At 43.9% G+C, this 15,849-nt stretch carries 22 protein-coding genes; 15 read left to right on the top strand and 7 right to left on the bottom strand.

The genetic code is table 11. The features are described 5' to 3' along the window. Window positions 1–114 precede the first annotated feature (114 nt). Window positions 115–576: a DUF420 domain-containing protein gene (locus tag B1A98_RS01330; protein WP_170808509.1), complete on the top strand. Its 462-nt coding sequence runs from the start codon at window positions 115–117 to the stop codon at window positions 574–576. A gap of 85 nt (window positions 577–661) precedes the next feature. Here B1A98_RS01330 and B1A98_RS20165 read toward each other — a convergent pair whose 3' ends face one another. Then, complete coding sequence (locus B1A98_RS20165) at window positions 662–865, bottom strand: hypothetical protein (protein WP_125474322.1); 204 nt, start codon at window positions 863–865, stop codon at window positions 662–664. A gap of 118 nt (window positions 866–983) precedes the next feature. Continuing rightward, complete coding sequence (locus B1A98_RS01335; protein ID WP_041099768.1) at window positions 984–1,343, bottom strand: YugN family protein; 360 nt, start codon at window positions 1,341–1,343, stop codon at window positions 984–986. Window positions 1,344–1,651: 308 nt separating this feature from the next. Here B1A98_RS01335 and B1A98_RS01340 point away from each other — a divergent pair, with 308 nt between their 5' ends. Next, the gene (locus B1A98_RS01340; protein ID WP_223663108.1) at window positions 1,652–2,683 is read left to right on the top strand and encodes a CAP domain-containing protein; all 1,032 of its coding nucleotides are present in this window, start codon (window positions 1,652–1,654) and stop codon (window positions 2,681–2,683) included. A 40-nt stretch (window positions 2,684–2,723) separates the two neighbouring features. Here the strand turns inward: B1A98_RS01340 and B1A98_RS01345 are convergent, their stop codons facing one another. After that, window positions 2,724–3,206, bottom strand: coding sequence for a PaaI family thioesterase (locus tag B1A98_RS01345; RefSeq protein ID WP_041099770.1), 483 nt, complete (start codon window positions 3,204–3,206; stop codon window positions 2,724–2,726). Between the two features lie 151 nt (window positions 3,207–3,357). On the opposite strand from B1A98_RS01345, the gene ylbD reads away from it, so the two are divergent. From ylbD to B1A98_RS01370, 5 genes are all read left to right on the top strand, one after another. Continuing rightward, on the top strand, window positions 3,358–3,696 hold the full coding sequence (ylbD, locus tag B1A98_RS01350; RefSeq protein WP_125474323.1) for a spore coat protein YlbD: 339 nt from the start codon (window positions 3,358–3,360) through the stop codon (window positions 3,694–3,696). Window positions 3,697–3,728: 32 nt separating this feature from the next. Further along, window positions 3,729–4,034, top strand: coding sequence for a YlbE-like family protein (locus tag B1A98_RS01355; RefSeq protein WP_052475263.1), 306 nt, complete (start codon window positions 3,729–3,731; stop codon window positions 4,032–4,034). 44 nt (window positions 4,035–4,078) lie between these two features. Next, window positions 4,079–4,474, top strand: a complete 396-nt coding sequence (locus tag B1A98_RS01360) for a hypothetical protein (RefSeq protein WP_063383446.1) — start codon at window positions 4,079–4,081, stop codon at window positions 4,472–4,474. Between the two features lie 38 nt (window positions 4,475–4,512). Beyond that, window positions 4,513–4,977 carry a YlbF/YmcA family competence regulator gene (locus B1A98_RS01365; protein ID WP_041099775.1) on the top strand — a complete coding sequence of 155 codons (465 nt, stop codon included), beginning with the start codon at window positions 4,513–4,515 and terminating at the stop codon, window positions 4,975–4,977. A gap of 106 nt (window positions 4,978–5,083) precedes the next feature. Beyond that, window positions 5,084–5,359, top strand: coding sequence for a YlbG family protein (locus tag B1A98_RS01370; protein ID WP_041099777.1), 276 nt, complete (start codon window positions 5,084–5,086; stop codon window positions 5,357–5,359). A gap of 40 nt (window positions 5,360–5,399) precedes the next feature. On the opposite strand, the gene B1A98_RS01375 is transcribed toward B1A98_RS01370, so the two are convergent. Then, the gene (locus tag B1A98_RS01375; protein WP_063383447.1) at window positions 5,400–5,792 is read right to left on the bottom strand and encodes a DUF7147 family protein; all 393 of its coding nucleotides are present in this window, start codon (window positions 5,790–5,792) and stop codon (window positions 5,400–5,402) included. Window positions 5,793–5,979: 187 nt separating this feature from the next. Here B1A98_RS01375 and B1A98_RS01380 point away from each other — a divergent pair, with 187 nt between their 5' ends. The 3 genes from B1A98_RS01380 (at window position 5,980) to coaD (ending at window position 8,794) form a co-directional block, all read left to right on the top strand. Next, complete coding sequence (locus B1A98_RS01380; protein WP_063383448.1) at window positions 5,980–7,389, top strand: stalk domain-containing protein; 1,410 nt, start codon at window positions 5,980–5,982, stop codon at window positions 7,387–7,389. 351 nt (window positions 7,390–7,740) lie between these two features. Next, window positions 7,741–8,298, top strand: coding sequence for a 16S rRNA (guanine(966)-N(2))-methyltransferase RsmD (rsmD, locus tag B1A98_RS01385; protein WP_063383449.1), 558 nt, complete (start codon window positions 7,741–7,743; stop codon window positions 8,296–8,298). 13 nt (window positions 8,299–8,311) lie between these two features. Then, entirely contained in the window at window positions 8,312–8,794 is a 483-nt protein-coding gene (coaD, locus tag B1A98_RS01390) for a pantetheine-phosphate adenylyltransferase (protein WP_063383450.1), read from the top strand. Window positions 8,795–8,903: 109 nt separating this feature from the next. Here the strand turns inward: coaD and ylbJ are convergent, their stop codons facing one another. Continuing rightward, on the bottom strand, window positions 8,904–10,106 hold the full coding sequence (gene ylbJ, locus B1A98_RS01395) for a sporulation integral membrane protein YlbJ (protein ID WP_087903718.1): 1,203 nt from the start codon (window positions 10,104–10,106) through the stop codon (window positions 8,904–8,906). 199 nt (window positions 10,107–10,305) lie between these two features. Between ylbJ and B1A98_RS01400 the strand changes: the two genes are divergently transcribed. Further along, window positions 10,306–11,100 (top strand): patatin-like phospholipase family protein, encoded by a 795-nt coding sequence (locus tag B1A98_RS01400; RefSeq protein ID WP_063383451.1) that lies wholly within the window; start codon window positions 10,306–10,308, stop codon window positions 11,098–11,100. Further along, window positions 11,090–12,127: a SepM family pheromone-processing serine protease gene (locus B1A98_RS01405; protein ID WP_063383452.1), complete on the top strand. Its 1,038-nt coding sequence runs from the start codon at window positions 11,090–11,092 to the stop codon at window positions 12,125–12,127. The genes B1A98_RS01400 and B1A98_RS01405 overlap by 11 nt, the downstream gene beginning before the upstream one ends. An 82-nt stretch (window positions 12,128–12,209) precedes the next feature. Here the strand turns inward: B1A98_RS01405 and B1A98_RS01410 are convergent, their stop codons facing one another. Next, window positions 12,210–13,415, bottom strand: a complete 1,206-nt coding sequence (locus tag B1A98_RS01410; protein ID WP_063383453.1) for a nucleotidyltransferase — start codon at window positions 13,413–13,415, stop codon at window positions 12,210–12,212. 243 nt (window positions 13,416–13,658) lie between these two features. Here B1A98_RS01410 and B1A98_RS01415 point away from each other — a divergent pair, with 243 nt between their 5' ends. From B1A98_RS01415 to B1A98_RS01425, 3 genes are all read left to right on the top strand, one after another. Continuing rightward, window positions 13,659–14,189 (top strand): YceD family protein, encoded by a 531-nt coding sequence (locus tag B1A98_RS01415; protein WP_305954904.1) that lies wholly within the window; start codon window positions 13,659–13,661, stop codon window positions 14,187–14,189. A gap of 59 nt (window positions 14,190–14,248) precedes the next feature. Next, entirely contained in the window at window positions 14,249–14,422 is a 174-nt protein-coding gene (rpmF, locus tag B1A98_RS01420) for a 50S ribosomal protein L32 (RefSeq protein ID WP_041099796.1), read from the top strand. A 119-nt stretch (window positions 14,423–14,541) separates the two neighbouring features. Then, the gene (locus tag B1A98_RS01425) at window positions 14,542–15,300 is read left to right on the top strand and encodes an enoyl-CoA hydratase/isomerase family protein (RefSeq protein WP_063383454.1); all 759 of its coding nucleotides are present in this window, start codon (window positions 14,542–14,544) and stop codon (window positions 15,298–15,300) included. A gap of 63 nt (window positions 15,301–15,363) precedes the next feature. On the opposite strand, the gene B1A98_RS01430 is transcribed toward B1A98_RS01425, so the two are convergent. Beyond that, window positions 15,364–15,822, bottom strand: a complete 459-nt coding sequence (locus tag B1A98_RS01430; protein ID WP_041099800.1) for a GNAT family N-acetyltransferase — start codon at window positions 15,820–15,822, stop codon at window positions 15,364–15,366. Between the last annotated feature and the right edge of the window lie 27 nt (window positions 15,823–15,849).

Genomic DNA, 15,849 nt, shown 5'->3' on the forward strand with positions numbered 1-15,849 from the left:
GGGCTCGGTCTATTTTCTGATGGACAGGCTGATTGAAAATATCCGCCAACAGCCTGTTCATTTCCTTTCCTTTGCCTGATACAAACGAATTATGAATGGGAGAGAGGAATCAAGATGTCATTACCTATCTTACCCACAATCAGCACCTCCTTTATTGTGCTTAGCGCAATAACGGTGGCGATTGGATGGGGGCAAATTAAGCAAAGAAAAATTGAGCAGCACAAAAAAACCATGCTTCTTGCTGCCGTTTTTGCCGTCATTTTTTTTGTTATCTATGCCAGCCGGACAATTTTTATCGGCAATACAGCTTTTGGCGGGCCGGATGATATTAAAATTTACTATACTGTCTTTTTAATTTTTCATATTACCTTGGCGACGGTCGGAGCTGTTTTAGGTATCTGGACAATTATTTTAGGGCTGAAAAACAACTTGGAGAAGCATAGAAAGTTTGGACCGGTTACAAGTATTATTTGGTTTTTTACCGCTATCACCGGCGTAGCTGTTTATTTGCTGCTTTACGTCTTCTATAAAGGCGGCGAAACAACTTCCGTGATTAAAGCCATTCTCGGGTTTTAAAAAACGAAAAGAGCGTATGAGATCCTTTATGCGTTCAGGCTGTAGACAAACTCAATGAAAATTGAAGTTTGTCCGCAGTCTTTTTTTATTTTGCTTGTGGATGCAGGCGGTTGCTTTCGTTGGGAGTCTCTCGGCGTCTGCCGTTCCAATCAACAGAGTTAGCCGTCCAATGGCTGCTGTCTCTTTTATCAATGACTTGGGTGGAAGCGTTGTAACCGGAAGTGGGCTGGCCAGGCATTGATCCCGTCATTTTAATTAAACGGACATTCATTCGATCTGCGTTAGGCATGCATGACTGCCGCGAAGAAGTTAAAGTGGTTGATACAGAGCGCAAGAAAGCGCTGGAGCGTGTAGTTAAGCCAATAGAAAGGGGTTCGGAATGATGTCATTCCGAACCCCCTTTGTATTTAAACTGTAAATTGTTCAATTTCGTTTTTAAGATCAGCCAAAACCTTTTCGCATGTTTCGATTAAAGATGGCGGGAAGCTTTCGCCTTCTCCATACTCTACGCCATGCGGGTAGTAATATTTACCAAGTAAAGGACTCATCAATTGAATAGTAGCTTCTGAAGAACCAACATCCCCTTCAACTGCGTATCCAAGAACACGTAAATAGTATGTACCTTCTTTAAGATCAAATTTGCGGTCAAATGTTACTCGCTCGTAGTCCCATTGTCCTGCAAGAACTAGCTTATGTGACCGGCAAATATAATTCAGACGATCAAAATCAACCCGTAAATTTTCCAAACCCGTATTTTCAAATTTCATGAAAAATCCCTCCTGAGTATCTTAGCGTGCTTCTAGTATCTTTCCGCGTTTTTTCTCTATTGCTCCATACATAATAATAGTCGAAAAACACATTTCTTGCAATGGAATGAAGTGAAACAGAGAAATCTTTTCCACCAGGTAATTGAACGGCTTTAATAAGAACAAGAGAAAAATTTTTAAATTATTTGCGGTGAGTGATACGAGGTGTGCATAATGTTATAATGTGAGTAATATAAGGCAATAATGCTGCGTATAGAAACTGAAAAGGGGGGAGTCTTCTGCGATCAGTCATCAGAATTCTGGTGGTTATGTCCATCATTTTAATAGGCGGGATGTACTTTAATGAAGCAAGAAAAGATAATGAAGTGCTTCATAATTCTGCCACCACCAATCCTGCAAAGCATGATATGAATGTGCAAAGAGAACAAGAGGATTTGAAGAGACAAGTTCCTGCCGTAAAGAGGCCGGCATCCGGTGCAGGGTTTTATATTGGCAAAGACTCGGCCTTGTTAATAAAAGAAATGGGAGACCCTGTTCGAAAAGATCTTTCCGCTTACGGATATGAATGGTGGGTGTATAAGAAGGAGCACCAATACGTCCAGTTCGGCGTCGAAAATAATCAAGTAGTTACCGCCTATGCTGCTGGTGAAACGGATGTTTCTCCGTTTAAGATGGAGCAACCGGCTAAAGATCTCTTTCAGACATATGACCTTCGAATGGACGTGGTTGTAGAGAACGGCTCCGGCACGTACCGCTTTGAATTATCGGAGGAGGATTTTAATATAAGACCGGTCGTGAGGGTAGGGGATATGTATGCGCAATTATATATTGATAAATTTTCTGGCACCTTATCTAGTGTCCGTTACTTAACGACAGATTACTTGGTTAAACAGCGCCCATATGAAATGGTTTATCGGGGAGAGCTGCCGGATGAGCCTGAATTGCCGGATGCCGTATGGCAGCAAATTGAAGAGGGCAGTGAAAAGCAAATAGCGGATCTAACAAATATTATCCGTGAAAAGCATAACTTAAATGAATTGGCCTGGGACCCGGAAACGGCTAAGGTAGCTAAGCAGCACAGCAAGGAAATGTATGAAAAACAATATTTTGCCCACGAATCTCCTTCTGCCGGAGATTTGGGAGACCGGCTGAAAAAAGCAAAGGTTGATTACCAGCTGGCCGGCGAAAATATAGCAGCCAATTATACAGATGGCCCGGCTGCTGTAGAAGGCTGGTTAAACTCCAAAGGGCATCGTGAAGCCTTGTTGGAAAAGGAATTCACATTATTAGGTGTAGGTGTGTACCAGAGGTATTATACGCAAAATTTTGTTGCCAGATAAATGAAAAAGCAGCGGTTCCAGTAAACAGCTGCTTTTTTAATTATCTTCTTTTAATTAGAAAAAAGGTGCCTGTTGCGTGAGCTACTTTTTTGCCATCTGTTCTGAATGCTTTTCCTTCGACTACGATCGTTTTTGAGCCTTTATGTAATACGCAGGCTTTTACCGTTAACTCTTCTCCTTTTCCGGGAGCGATATAATGAATCGTTAAGTTAGAAGTAACAACTGCGTATCCTTCAGGCGCAGCAGTGTAGGCGGCTGACCCCATAGCTGAGTCTAGCACAGTAGCGGTGACTCCCCCGTGGACAATATCCAGGGAATTACTAGTCAATCCAGTAATGGGCATTCGAACCTCGCATTCATGATCGCCCGTCGTTCTTTCCAGCTGAAAGATCCTTCCTATATAGGTTCCTTTTCCTTGTACTTTTTCTAAATACCCTTCTAGCATTTGCTCTAGCACCTTCAGTTCTTTCTCATCTGCCTGCTGAAGACTTTGTTCAATTAATGAGCGAATTCTTTCTTTCATGAAACCTTCTCCCTTCCTCCCCAATTGAGCGGCAACTCCAGCTCATTTGCCCTTATTATCATATCATTTTTTATGAGGTGAAACATTTTTTCACTTTTTGGCTATTGTTCCATAATGTATTAATAGCAAATCAGTTGGGCGGGAAAATGGGGTGAAAAACGGGATGTTACATCCGAAAGTAAGAGAGTTTAAGTTGTTTATGGAGGAGCGGCCAGATTTAAAGAGAAAGGTGCGGCAGAAGCAGACAACGTTGCAAGCGCTTTTTGAAGAATGGCATCTATCAGGAGATGTGCAGACCGAGGCACACAGTGAAAAAGGCAATAAGCAGAAGGAAGATTTTCAAGAAGAGGATTTGACAGCGAAATTGGCGAAAGTGATGTCTCTATTTGAAGGCATGAAATGGAGCAGTATTTTAGAGGATGTCCAAGGGATGCTGGAGATGGCCCAAATCTATCTAGCTGATTTCGCTGAACAGCAGCAAAAAAAATAAATGGCAAGAGCAAGGAAGAGAGGGGGGGCTCAATGAGACAGGAACTCATGGAGAAAATAAGGAGCAACAAGGAATGGCATGATTATTTAAGAAGAGAGCCGTCTTGGTACCGGTTATTAAGCCGTGATCCTTATCAAATAGAAGCCTTTGAAAGGGCAAGTTTGCAATTTTATAAAAAGACGTTTCCTGATCGGATCAGCCGTTTGAATGACAGCTTGCAAATGGCTTCCGCTTTAATGTACATGATGCAGTCCCAATTTTCCCAGCCGGCACCTCAGCCGGAAGAAACAGCAGAACCGGCAGAACAGCCGGCGGAAACCAATGAAAATGAGCAATAAAATAGAGGGAACCTGCACACACTAACCGAAAAGGAGTGTGTGCCATGAAGTGGTTAGCCATAATTTTGACAATGTTTTTCTTCGCTGGATGCAGTCCCAATATTCCAGAGCCCGAGACCATGTCCCCCTCTGCTTCAATGAGTGAGGCAGAGGCGCAGACCCTAGGGGAAAGTTGGACAGTCAAGCATTTATTAAGAGGAAAAAATGTATTTGTGGAATTAGTCGTTCCGGGCGTGTCCTTTTCGAAGGACAGAGGAAATTCTCAGGCGAAGGGGCAGATAGCTGTTTTTGTCAATGGCAAGCATTATCAGACCTACCATACCGCCGCTTTTATTATAAAGGGGTTAGATGCAGGGCGTCACCAAATAGATATTAAATTAACAGATGAGTCCAGCCGTCCGCTCGGTTATGAAAAATCGTTTACTGTATCCATTCCGTAAATAGTTTTATTTGAGAGATAATATGTTAAAATAGGGGAATGGAGGTGGGCTATTTGCTTACAGCTACAATTGAAAAAATAAAAACAGTAGAACAGGCTGAACAGCTCGCGCAAATGATTGTTGAGTCGGAAGTGGCGCAAAATTATCAGTCGTGCTACTTTCTTTTATATACAAACCCTATAACAAAAGGGAAGATTAACCGTTTTAGCCGACTGAAAGACCAATATGAAGAGGTACAGCGGTTTGGGCGTTATCACCCTGACTATAGCAGAGTCATGAAGGAAGTAAGGGAAGCAAAAAGAGAAATGGATCTGGACGAAAACGTAGCTGCCTTTCGAGTCGCTGAAAATGAATTGCAGGCGCTTCTTGATGAGATCAGTGTCATCATCGGCCGGTCAGTATCGGAAGGAATTAAAGTGCCTACAGGCAATCCGTTCTTTTCATCAGGCTCCAGCTGCGGCGGCGGCTGCGGCTCAGGTTCAAGCTGTGGTTGTTCAGCTTAAAGGAGCCGACTTTGGCTCAACATACAGATACAGGCGTTTCTTGGCGGCTTAAAGCTGGCCAAGCCGCCTTTTCTATTTTTAAAACACTGATTCAGAGGGAGATACTATGTTTATTGATCGACAAGCCGTTATCGTCTGGCTCCACAATACGAAGCCAGCTAAATCGTTGCGAAAGTATGGGAATGTTCATTACGTATCCAAACGTATGAAGTATGCGGTAGTTTACTGCAATCAAGATGAGCTTGAAGAGGTCATAGGGAAGTTAAAATCATTGTCGTTTGTTAAAAAGGTGGAGCCGTCTTTTAAGCCGTTTTTAAAAACAGAGTATGAAAACTCAAAGCCCGATAAAGCAAAAGAATACGATTATAAGATTGGTGTGTAAAAGTTCGGATGAAAGCAGGGGGATTCCCTGCTTTTTTATTTTACTTTCCTAACGGAGCCAGCAGATGGTTAAGCCGTAAAATGCCGATTAAATGCTGGAAGTATAGCTCGGTTTCTGCAAAGGCAGAGGATGGTTTCACATCCATTTCAATCAAGGGCCGATTTAAAGATTCGGTTGTTTCCTTGAATAAATCAAAACGCTTGTTTGGTGTGCTGTGCGGATAAGGAATTCCCTCACGGCATATGTAAATCGGCTGAAAACCTCCCGGGTCTGTCGGTGAAAGAACAACTGCCAGAGAAGTTGCGGGACGTCCTTCCACAGAAGAATGGAAAGCAATCATGTGGGTAAGACGGTGTTCATTGTTGCGGGCAATCTCAAGAAGCTCATATATATCTGAATATCCTTCTCCAAGTTCGATAAAACGCTGAATCAAGCTGAATCCTCCGTTTCCTATGTAAAGTCCAATTAAGGCACTCTTATTGTACCCTTCCCGTTAAAGAAGCTCAAGCAAAGAACGATTCAGTACGCAACGTCCATAAAACTGTAGATTTTCGGTTGTTTACAGGCCTATTTTGCTAGCCTATAATTAGGATGAATTGACTAGGGAAGGCGCGAACTTTATGCTTAAAAAATCTGTACTTCTTATTTCTTTTTTAATAATCATTTCGGGCGTGGCCCTGTTTGTTCAATGGATAGGTTACGAGAAAACATCGATGGCTTCAAAAGAGGCCAACGTAAGGCAGGAAATTAATGTAGAGCATAATGAAGCCGGTTTGACAGTCAAGCATACTTTTACCCGCTTAGAGCCGGGAGAACCTTTGGAGGCTATCATGCCTGCTAATGCGCTGCAAGCATCCTGCCGAAAAGAAGAAGGCACGTGTTCCTTTAGGGGGCAAAGCATCAAGATTATTCCTGAAGGCGACACCTTTTCCGTTACTTACTCGATTAAGCTGCCTTCCTTTCAAACGGCAGTTTTCTTGTCTGATTGGTCGATTAAATTAAAGGACGCTGAGGCAGAACGGACCGTTCTCCATTTTACAGAGAAACAAATAAGAAAAGGCCGATGGTTTTCAAGCCTGGGGCCTTCGCAACTCAAAAAAATGGACTTGATAGATTATTATCAATTCCAGGGAGAAGGAGAGCCAGGTGTGTTATATTGGCAGATGCCGCCGCTGCAGCCGTTGTTTCCAGAAGGCAAGCTTGCTGTATATGGACAGGCGGGCAGCCAGCTGGATCGCCAGCAGCTAACTTTGATTGAGGAAGGAATAAAGGAGAAAACAGTGGTAATCTTAACGGACCAGCATCCTCCTTATATGTCGGATCGGCTGATTCTGGCGAGAGACGATGACCAGCTTTTCGAGCTTGCGGAGTCCTTTATTCAAGAAAAAGTGGTGGAGGATTACCGCTTTGAAGAAGGGGAAGACTGGCTTGGATATTTAATCACTTCCTATAAACTTGGCCGTCCCGCCGGCTCTGAAAAAGTCAAAATGATGTACGGCTCGTTAAATAAACAGCTGACTGATCAGGAGAAGGAAGAATGGCAGCAGGCTCTTTTTCGTTTAACAGACAAAACGGTTACCGCTGAGCGTCTCGATCAGGCTCTATCAGCTGTCAAAGGACTTGACACAGACTTTTTTGTGAAAAATAAATTGGAAAACCATCCATTTCAATCGTTAGTCTTCTATGATAACCGTCCTATCACCGTAAATGGGAGTGAAACCGAGCTGCGGGCGGTGGCTGAGGGCGAGCAGCTGTTTTTCCCGTTTACAGAAACACTGCAGGCGCTTGGATACGAAGTCAAAGAACTGACAGACGGAAAAACACTGCTTGTTAAGCGGGAGTATAATACGTATCGCTTTTATCTCGACCAGAACCGCTTTATCTTAAACGAAGAGCGCTACGGCCTTTATGAGCATGCCCTGCGCTCCTATAACGGCCGGCTTTACATCAGCCAGCAGTGGCTGCAAAAAATCTTTTTAGTCGCTGTTCAAAACGAAAAGAACATCAATATCCAAGAGTTGAATTTATAAAAAAACGCCCTGCTGAATGATTCAGCAGGGCCCTTCTACGTCTATATCAGACAGAAGGCAAAGGGAGAGGAGAAACTGGAGAAAGAACTCATGGGGAATATAAGCCTTCTCCGTGATCGACAACATCCCGAGTGATGTTGTTATTAGTAGTATGTACCGTGCATACAGGTTTTAAACATTATTTATTTCAAAAACGGATTCTATTTGTCTGTTCTTTTTTTCTTTAGGCAAAGGACAAAGGTCAAAATGATCCCGATAGGCTTGAGCAGGGAATAAGCAAGAAAGCCGCTGGATTCACTGAATGAGTTATGGTAACATGAGAAAGAAAATCTTTGTAAATGGTGAATATATATGAGAGTGATATCAGGAACGCAAAAAGGCATTCCGTTAAAAGCTGTGCCAGGGAACAGCACTCGGCCGACGACTGATAAAGTGAAGGAATCGATCTTTAACATGATCGGTCCTTATTTTTCTGGCGGCATCGGGCTTGATCTTTATGCCGGAAGCGGCGGCTTGGGAATAGAAGCATTGAGCAGGGGCTTTTCAAAAATGATTTTCGTCGACAAAGATATGAAAGCGATTCAAACGGTGAAATCTAATTTAGCTGCCTGCCATTTTTCAGATCGAAGTGAAGTATACAGAAACGACGCAGAACGGGCGTTAAAGGCGGTGGCCAAACGGGAATTAGCGTTTGACGGCATCTTTTTAGATCCGCCTTATGCCAAACAGCAGTTAGAGCGTTTATTAAAGCGGATTGATGAACAAAATTTGCTTGCGGAAGATGGCTTTATCGTATGTGAATATGGTTCCAGCGATACTTTGTCAGAGAAGATCGGCAGCCTGCTGCAAATAAGAACGGAAACATACGGCATGATCCGCGTGTCAATCTTTAAACGGGGGAAAGAATAAAGGGGGAGTACCGATGGCAAGTATTGCCGTTTGTCCTGGGAGCTTTGATCCGATTACAAATGGACATTTAGACATTATTCAAAGAGGCGCGAAAATTTTTGATAAAGTATACGTGGTGGTATTGAGCAATTCATCTAAAAAGCCTCTGTTCTCTGTCGAAGAGAGAAAAGAATTGATTAGCGAAGTGACCACGCACCTGCCAAATGTGGAAGTTGACAGCTATAACGGCTTGCTCGTCGATTATGCCAAAGAAAGAGATGCTAAGGCTATCCTGCGCGGTTTGCGGGCTGTTTCGGACTTTGAATATGAAATGCAGATTACCTCTATGAATAGAGTGCTGGATGAAAACCTTGAAACATTTTTTATGATGACGAATAGCCAATATTCATTTTTGAGCTCCAGCATCGTGAAAGAAGTAGCGAAATATGAAGCGGATATTTCAGATCTTGTGCCGCCGGCTGTAGAAGCAGCTTTAAAAGCTAAAAGAATGAAGTAAACCTTTTATGAAACGATTGTATGTGCTAAATAATGAAAGAGCACCCTCATGCTGAACTGCCCCATAAATGTTAGATACCAAACTAACACTTATGGGGTGTTTTTTGTTCTTACTTCCGGGCAGCTACATAAAAGAATAAATAAGCAATTAGCATAGCAATAGTGAAGACCGGTCCGATTTGCTGCAAATAGAGCAACAGCTTTTCCCATATTGTTTTTTCATAAAGAAAAACGGGAACGGCCGGCGGAGCATTTTGCGGAAGAAAAGATTGTTCATAAACCGGCTTCCATAGAAAAAAGGCAAATCCGGCTGCATAGATGCCGTGAAGAAAGCGGGCAAACAAAAACTGCCGGAACCGGATATCCGTGTCCGCCAAAATACTGGCTACCTGCGCGTGAACGCTCATCCCGCTGAAAGCAAGAATAAAGCTGACAACGACTACCTGCTCCATCAAATGGACATCTTGAACCTGGCTGACCATCTGGCTGCCCAAGGTAATCTCGAACAGTCCGGCAATAAACGGCATGCTTAACCCGGCCGGCAAATCGAGGAATACAAGCAGTTTAGCTGCTCCTGCTGCCAGCAAAGAGGTAATATGAACATGAAAAAGAATTTTGTTTAATACAGAAAAAAGGATAATAAACCCGCCAATCATGAGCAAAGTATGAATAGAGGAGAGGACAGCGTCTCCCATCAGCTTGCCGATCGGCCGCCGATCTTGACTTCTTGCTTTGTGCATAGCGGAAAAAGCAGCTGCCAGTGAAAAGGAAGCAGGAGCTGTTGCCTTCTTTTCGCTTTTTGACCCATAAAATCTCATCGTAAGTCCAACTAAGAAATTGCCCCCGTAATGGGCCGCCGCCAGCAGCAGGCCGAGATGGGAGTTGTAGAAGAAGCCGACAGAAACGGCTCCAAAAATGAAAAGCGGATTAGATGAATTAGTAAAGCAGATAAGCCGTTCGGCCTCAATGCGGGACAGCTCCCCATTTTGCCGGAGGCGCGCCGCCAATTTAGCGCCGGAGGGAAAGCCGGAAGCCATCGCCATTGCCCAGACAAAACCGCCAGCCCCGGGCACCCGGAAAAGCGGGCGCATGAGCGGTTCAAGCAAGACACCGATAAAATTGACAACCCCAAGGCCAATCATCATTTCGGAAACAATAAAGAAGGGGAGCAACGACGGAAAAACGATTTCCCACCACATATTTAACCCCCGAATGGATGCTTCAAAAGAAATTTCGGGAAAGATGATTAATGAACAGGCAAAAGCGGTTACGCCCATAGCTAAAAGAATGGTTTTTACCTGAGTAGAAGCCAAATGTTATACCTCCTGTTCTTCAAAAGCCAGGCTCTATTCTAGGATTCATTGTGTGTTTCAGGTAAAATAACAGTAGTTAGCGGATCGATAGGAGTCTGGAAATGAGAAAGAAACTTGTCCTGTTTCTAAACAATATACTCATACAAATGAGAAATAGACCATAGCTTAAAAGAGAAATCTGCAGACGGGAGGGACTGCATTGGCTCGTCCGAAAATAGGTGTCGCTTTAGGAGCAGGAGGGGCAAGAGGATTTGCTCACATTGGTGCATTGAAGGCGCTGAAGAAAGCGGATATTCCTATCGATATGATTGCCGGCAGCAGCATGGGCTCGTTTGTTGCCAGCCTATACGGGACCGGTCACGATATGGAGCAGCTTCACAAGCTGTCAACAGCGTTTCGCAGAAAGTATTTCTTGGATTTTATGATCCCTAAAATGGGCTTTATCGCCGGCAAAAAGATTAAAAACTTTATCCGCCTGTTTACACATGGAAAAAATATTGAGGATTTAAATATCCCGATTGCCATCGTGGCGACAGATATTAAAAATGCCGAGAAAGTCGTATTCAAAAACGGCCCGGTGGCTGATGCGGTCCGGGCAAGCATTGCTATTCCCGGCATTTTTGTGCCGGAAAAAATTGATGGCCGTCTGCTGGTAGACGGCGGCGTCATTGACAGAGTTCCCGTATCGGTTGTAAAGGAAATGGGAGCGGATATTATTATTGGCGTGGATGTATCCTCAGTGAAGACAAACGTGGAGATTCAAACAATTTTTGATGTCATCATGCAAAGCATTGATATTTTGCAAATGGAGATTATCGCAAATCGACAGACGGCATCACACGTTATGATCCGTCCGCCGGTGGAGATGTACAGCTCAAAAGCATTTACGTGCATTGATGAGATCATTATAGCCGGAGAAGAAGAAACAGAACGGCGAATACCAGAAATTATAGCAGAGATGGACGATTGGAAGGAGCAGCCGCATGAGAAATAAATGGATGCCGCTTATTTATGTTTTTATACTTTTATTAATTGGAGCCGCTTTTATTGATTTGCCTTATTACGTAATGAAGCCGGGAGATGCTCATGCTCTAAAGCCGATCGTTGAAGTAGCGGGAGGGAAAAAGGACGAGGGCACGTTAATGCTGACTACCATTAAAATGGGCGAAGCCAACTATATTACCTACGCACTTGCTTCGCTGCGCGATTATGAAGAAATTCTGCCTGTGGAAGAAGTGCGCAGCCCGCATGAAACAAATGATGAATACAACATCCGCCAGCAGTATTTAATGTCCAATTCGCAGCAAAATGCCATTACGGTCGCCTTTGACGCGGCAGAGAAGCCTTACACTTTCCAGTATGAAGGCGTCTATGTATTGAATGTGTTCCCAGGCATGCCAGCAGAAGGAGTGTTAGAGGCAGGCGACCGCATTGTTGCTATAGACGGCAAAGAATTTAAATCATCCCGGCTATTCACCGACTATATTCAGACAAAGCAGCCTGGCGAGAAAGTAACCATTACCTTTATCAGAAATAAAGAGAAGATGGAGAAAAGCATCTCGCTTAAGAAATTCGAAGGAAACGAACAAAAAACCGGGATGGGCATTGGACTAGCCGACCAAAAAAAATTAGTCAGCAAGCCGAAAGTGAAGCTAAAGGCTGACTCTATCGGCGGACCGTCTGCCGGCTTAATGTTCAGCTTGGAAATATACAATCAATTGGTCAAGGAAGATGTGGCAAAAGGCCGGAAAATTGCAGGCACTGGCACGATGGAGCCTGATGGTACGGTAGGAAGAATCGGAGGAATCGCGCAAAAAGTCGTAGCTGCGGACAAAGCGGGAGCAGAAATTTTTCTCGCCCCTGATGACTATATTTCTCCGGAATTGAAAAAGCGTGTGCCTGGCATCGTGTCTAATTATAAGGAAGCGGCACGCACTGCCAAGGACATTGACACGAAAATGAAAATTGTACCTGTGCACACCTTTGATGACGCTTTAACTTATTTGCTTAACGGAAAGTAAAAAAGAGACTATCTGTGCTTCCAAAGAAAAAAGGCCGCCCTTAAAGTCAGTTTCATGACCTTTAAGGGCGGCCCTTTTTTAATTAAGGCAAAATGACCGGATGCTCGTTAAATTCGCTCGAAAGAAGGGAACGGGAAGAATGAGAAGGCAAACCGAGCGCATAGATTTCCGCGGCTTTTAGGTCCAGGGCTAATGTCTCCTTGAATACAGCCGCCTTTGTAATTAACGGCAAGGACAAGTTCTTCTTCACTTTGTTTAAGTATTCGCGCCCGCGGCTGTTCAAGCCGAGCAGGCGGATGTAGCGCACGGCTTCCAGCGCAGCATCCATTTCCTCTTTTGACACATGAAGCAAGATGTGGACGAGGGCACGCTGTATTCGCGTCCAAGTGTAGCGTTTTGTTTTCACGGATTCCATAAATTCGGTGAAAGAGGCTGATTGCCGGGCAGCTTCCTTCAGCCGGTATTCAATGCCTTCTGACACATCGTATATTTGTGCCAGTTCCTCCGATGAACTGGATAATAACCGATACTGAAGGAGAGGCCAGTACAAATCCCAATGATGGAGATGCCCATAGGCAGATAGGTAATGGTTGAGTTCAGCAAATGCAGCGGCAGGAACATAAGGTTCAATGGTTTCAAGACCTGCTTCCATGATGGCTTTTCGAATGCCGGTGGCGCTTGCGATCGGCTGGCTGCTTAATGTGACATCATGGTAATCAGCCTGCTGGCGCTTCACCGTGAGCGGCGTCATCGGATGCGGCAGGTTTTCGTTGGCTTGAATATAATGGAAGCCCAAAATATTATTGGGCTTTGAAAGATCCAGCGGAAGCCGCTGGCCAAACAAGGACTCTCTAGCCAGCGTCTGCGCTTTTGGAAAGCTGAAGCCTTCTCCCATATATTTTTGAACAAGCGGATCAAGTGATTTAGAATGCTTATCCATTTGTTGCTTAGTTTCTATAAAGGAGGACACCTGGCCGCTTTCACTGCCGAAGCAAAACGCATCACAAAATAATTTTTCAAGGATCGTAATTGCTCCTTTAGCAAAATACTCGGCTTTTTGAACCGAAAAAGCGTAAGGCAGCTCAACAACAATATCTACGCCGTTCTGAAGAGCCATCCGTGTCCTGGCCCACTTGTTAACAAGCGCCGGCTCGCCCCGCTGCAGGAAATGGCCGCTCATGACCGCCATCACAACATCTGCTCCGGCTGCTTCACGCGCTTTTTGCGCATGATATAAATGACCGTTATGAAAAGGATTATATTCGACAACAATGCCAACTGTTTTCATATAAAATATTCCTTTGCTATTTTTTTATTAATACTCGTGTTATTGTTAATATTATTGTTAAGTAGCATAAAGCGAATGTCAATATCTATCATAAGTCAGCACGCCCTGTTAAAATGTTAGCGGCAGGAACATTTTTCTGCGGAGTAGAGCAGGCTTTTTCGCTTTTTTTTAATGTCAAGAAAATATATTGACAAACGTTTTTGTGAAAGCTATAATTACTTTTGTTGCCTTGAGGTGATAACGATGATGAAATGGTCAATTATTCAATTACAAAAATCTCGTGACAATGGCTTGCTGATTGATGAAATGGTTGATATGAGCCGTTTGGAAGCTCGCGACACGCAGATTAGACATTTGCCTCCAGTTCATGTGACGGGAAGGGCTGATGTAGGATCAGATAAAGTAACCTTTCATTTGGATGTGAAAGGAACCATGATCTTGCCGTGCTCACGTACACTCGTTGATGTGGAGTATCCATTCCAATTCTCTTTATTGGAGACGTTTATTGTCAAAGCTTCTTCATTTAGTGATTATGAAGAAAATGAAGATGTTCATTTAGTTGAAGGTGATGTCGTTGATTTAAACCCGGTTCTTGAAGAGGAGATTCTTCTTGAAGTGCCGATGCAGGTAATCAGCGAGGAAGCCGATGAACATACGATTGCCACTGGAAAAGGGTGGGAACTTCAGAGCGAAGAACAAGCTTCAGTAAAAGAAGATAAAGTGGACCCGCGGTTAGCAGGGCTGGCAGACTTTTTTAAATCGGATAAAAATTGAGAAGTACCAGCTAATTCTGGCTTCACATACTTATATTCTCTTTTAAGGAGGTGGAAATAATGGCAGTACCTTTTAGAAGAACTTCTACAACGAAAAAGAACAAACGCCGTACACACTTTAAATTGCAAGTACCTGGTATGACAGCATGCCCGAATTGCGGTGAAATGAAACTTGCTCACCGTGTATGCAAAAATTGCGGAACATATAAAGGAAAAGAAGTAGTAAGCAAATAATTGATTGGCCTGTCTGGCGATCTTATTTGTGAAAAAAAGCGAAGAGACCATGGCTCTTCGCTTTTTTGTATTGAAGACAAGAGAGAGGACAAGCTACAATGTAAGACAAGAGGAGGGGTATGATGGATTATCGGATAAAGTGTCTTCCGAGCGGCGTGCTGATCTTTACTATTACGCGTGCGGATACAAGGAATGCTGTGAATTTTCGTGTTATGGAGGGATTGCAGGAGGCGATTGAACAGGCGTCATCAGCTGATGTTCGAGCTCTCGTGATTACAGGAGAAGGGGAACAGGCTTTTTGTTCCGGCGGGGATCTGTCAGTGTTTCATGCGTTGCGCACAGAAGAAGAGGCTTATGGAATGCTGTCAAAAATGGGTGAAATTTTATACCGTCTGGCTGTGCTTCCGAAGCCGACCATTGCTTTAATTAATGGTACAGCTGTAGGAGGAGGATGTGAAATTGCATCAGCTTGTGATTTCCGGGTAGCAAAGATAGGGGCTAAATTAGGCTTTATCCAAGGGAGTTTGGCAATCACTACAGGTTGGGGAGGCGGCACCCTGCTTTTTGAGCGGATCGGGACGGCCCACTCGTTGAAATTATTGTCTGAAGCTTCCGTTTACCGGGCCGAGCAGCTTGATCACATCGGGTTTATTAACCAGGTTGTTGATGAAGCGGACGAAGCGGCAGCTGAGAGTTTTTTAGAGAAAGAACTATCGGTGTCGAGCGGGGTATTATCGGCATACAAGCAAATCCAAATCCGCAAATGGGAGGCAACCGGCTTGCATGACCGGATGATGCAAGAGGTGAGGCAATGCGCGATTCTTTGGGCAAAAGAGGATCATCATCGGGCCGTGGATGGATTTTTAAATAAAAAGTGAAGCGATCAAAAAGAACCGCATTTTCATGGCTGTGAAAATGCGGCATGTCTAATTACAAGGAAATCAGCTGATTTTCTGGCCTGTTGAGGCAGCGGGGTTCCAAATGAGCCGTGAGCTGTTTTCGGAAAGAGGAGAGAAGTCCATTTTTTCCCAGAATGTGTGGGACTTAACTTTCGGTTTAGTCAAGATTGGCAGGTTGAACGATTTGGCGAATTCTACCAGCTTTAATCCCAGACCTTTGTGCTGATATTGCGGCAGAACTTCCAGCTTCCAAATTTCTAAATATTGATCTGGTCCATTCTCTAAGAGTGCAGCTCCATCTTTCTTTACATAGAGGCACATCCGGGCTGCAAGCTTATCGCCGTAATAAATGCCATAGAATGGAGAGGTGGCATTATCTTCAACCATGTAGATTTGGAACTCCTCGAGCATGGAAAGCTCTTCTAAGCCGTATTCTTTGAAGCTTTTAAATTCGTCCATTGTCTTAAAGTTCATTTTAAGATTCTCAACTGTTACTGCCATGTTTGTTACTCCTCCTCGATCTGTATA

It is taken from the genome of Pseudobacillus badius (assembly GCF_002189605.1).
Lineage (GTDB): Bacteria > Bacillota > Bacilli > Bacillales > Domibacillaceae > Pseudobacillus > Pseudobacillus badius.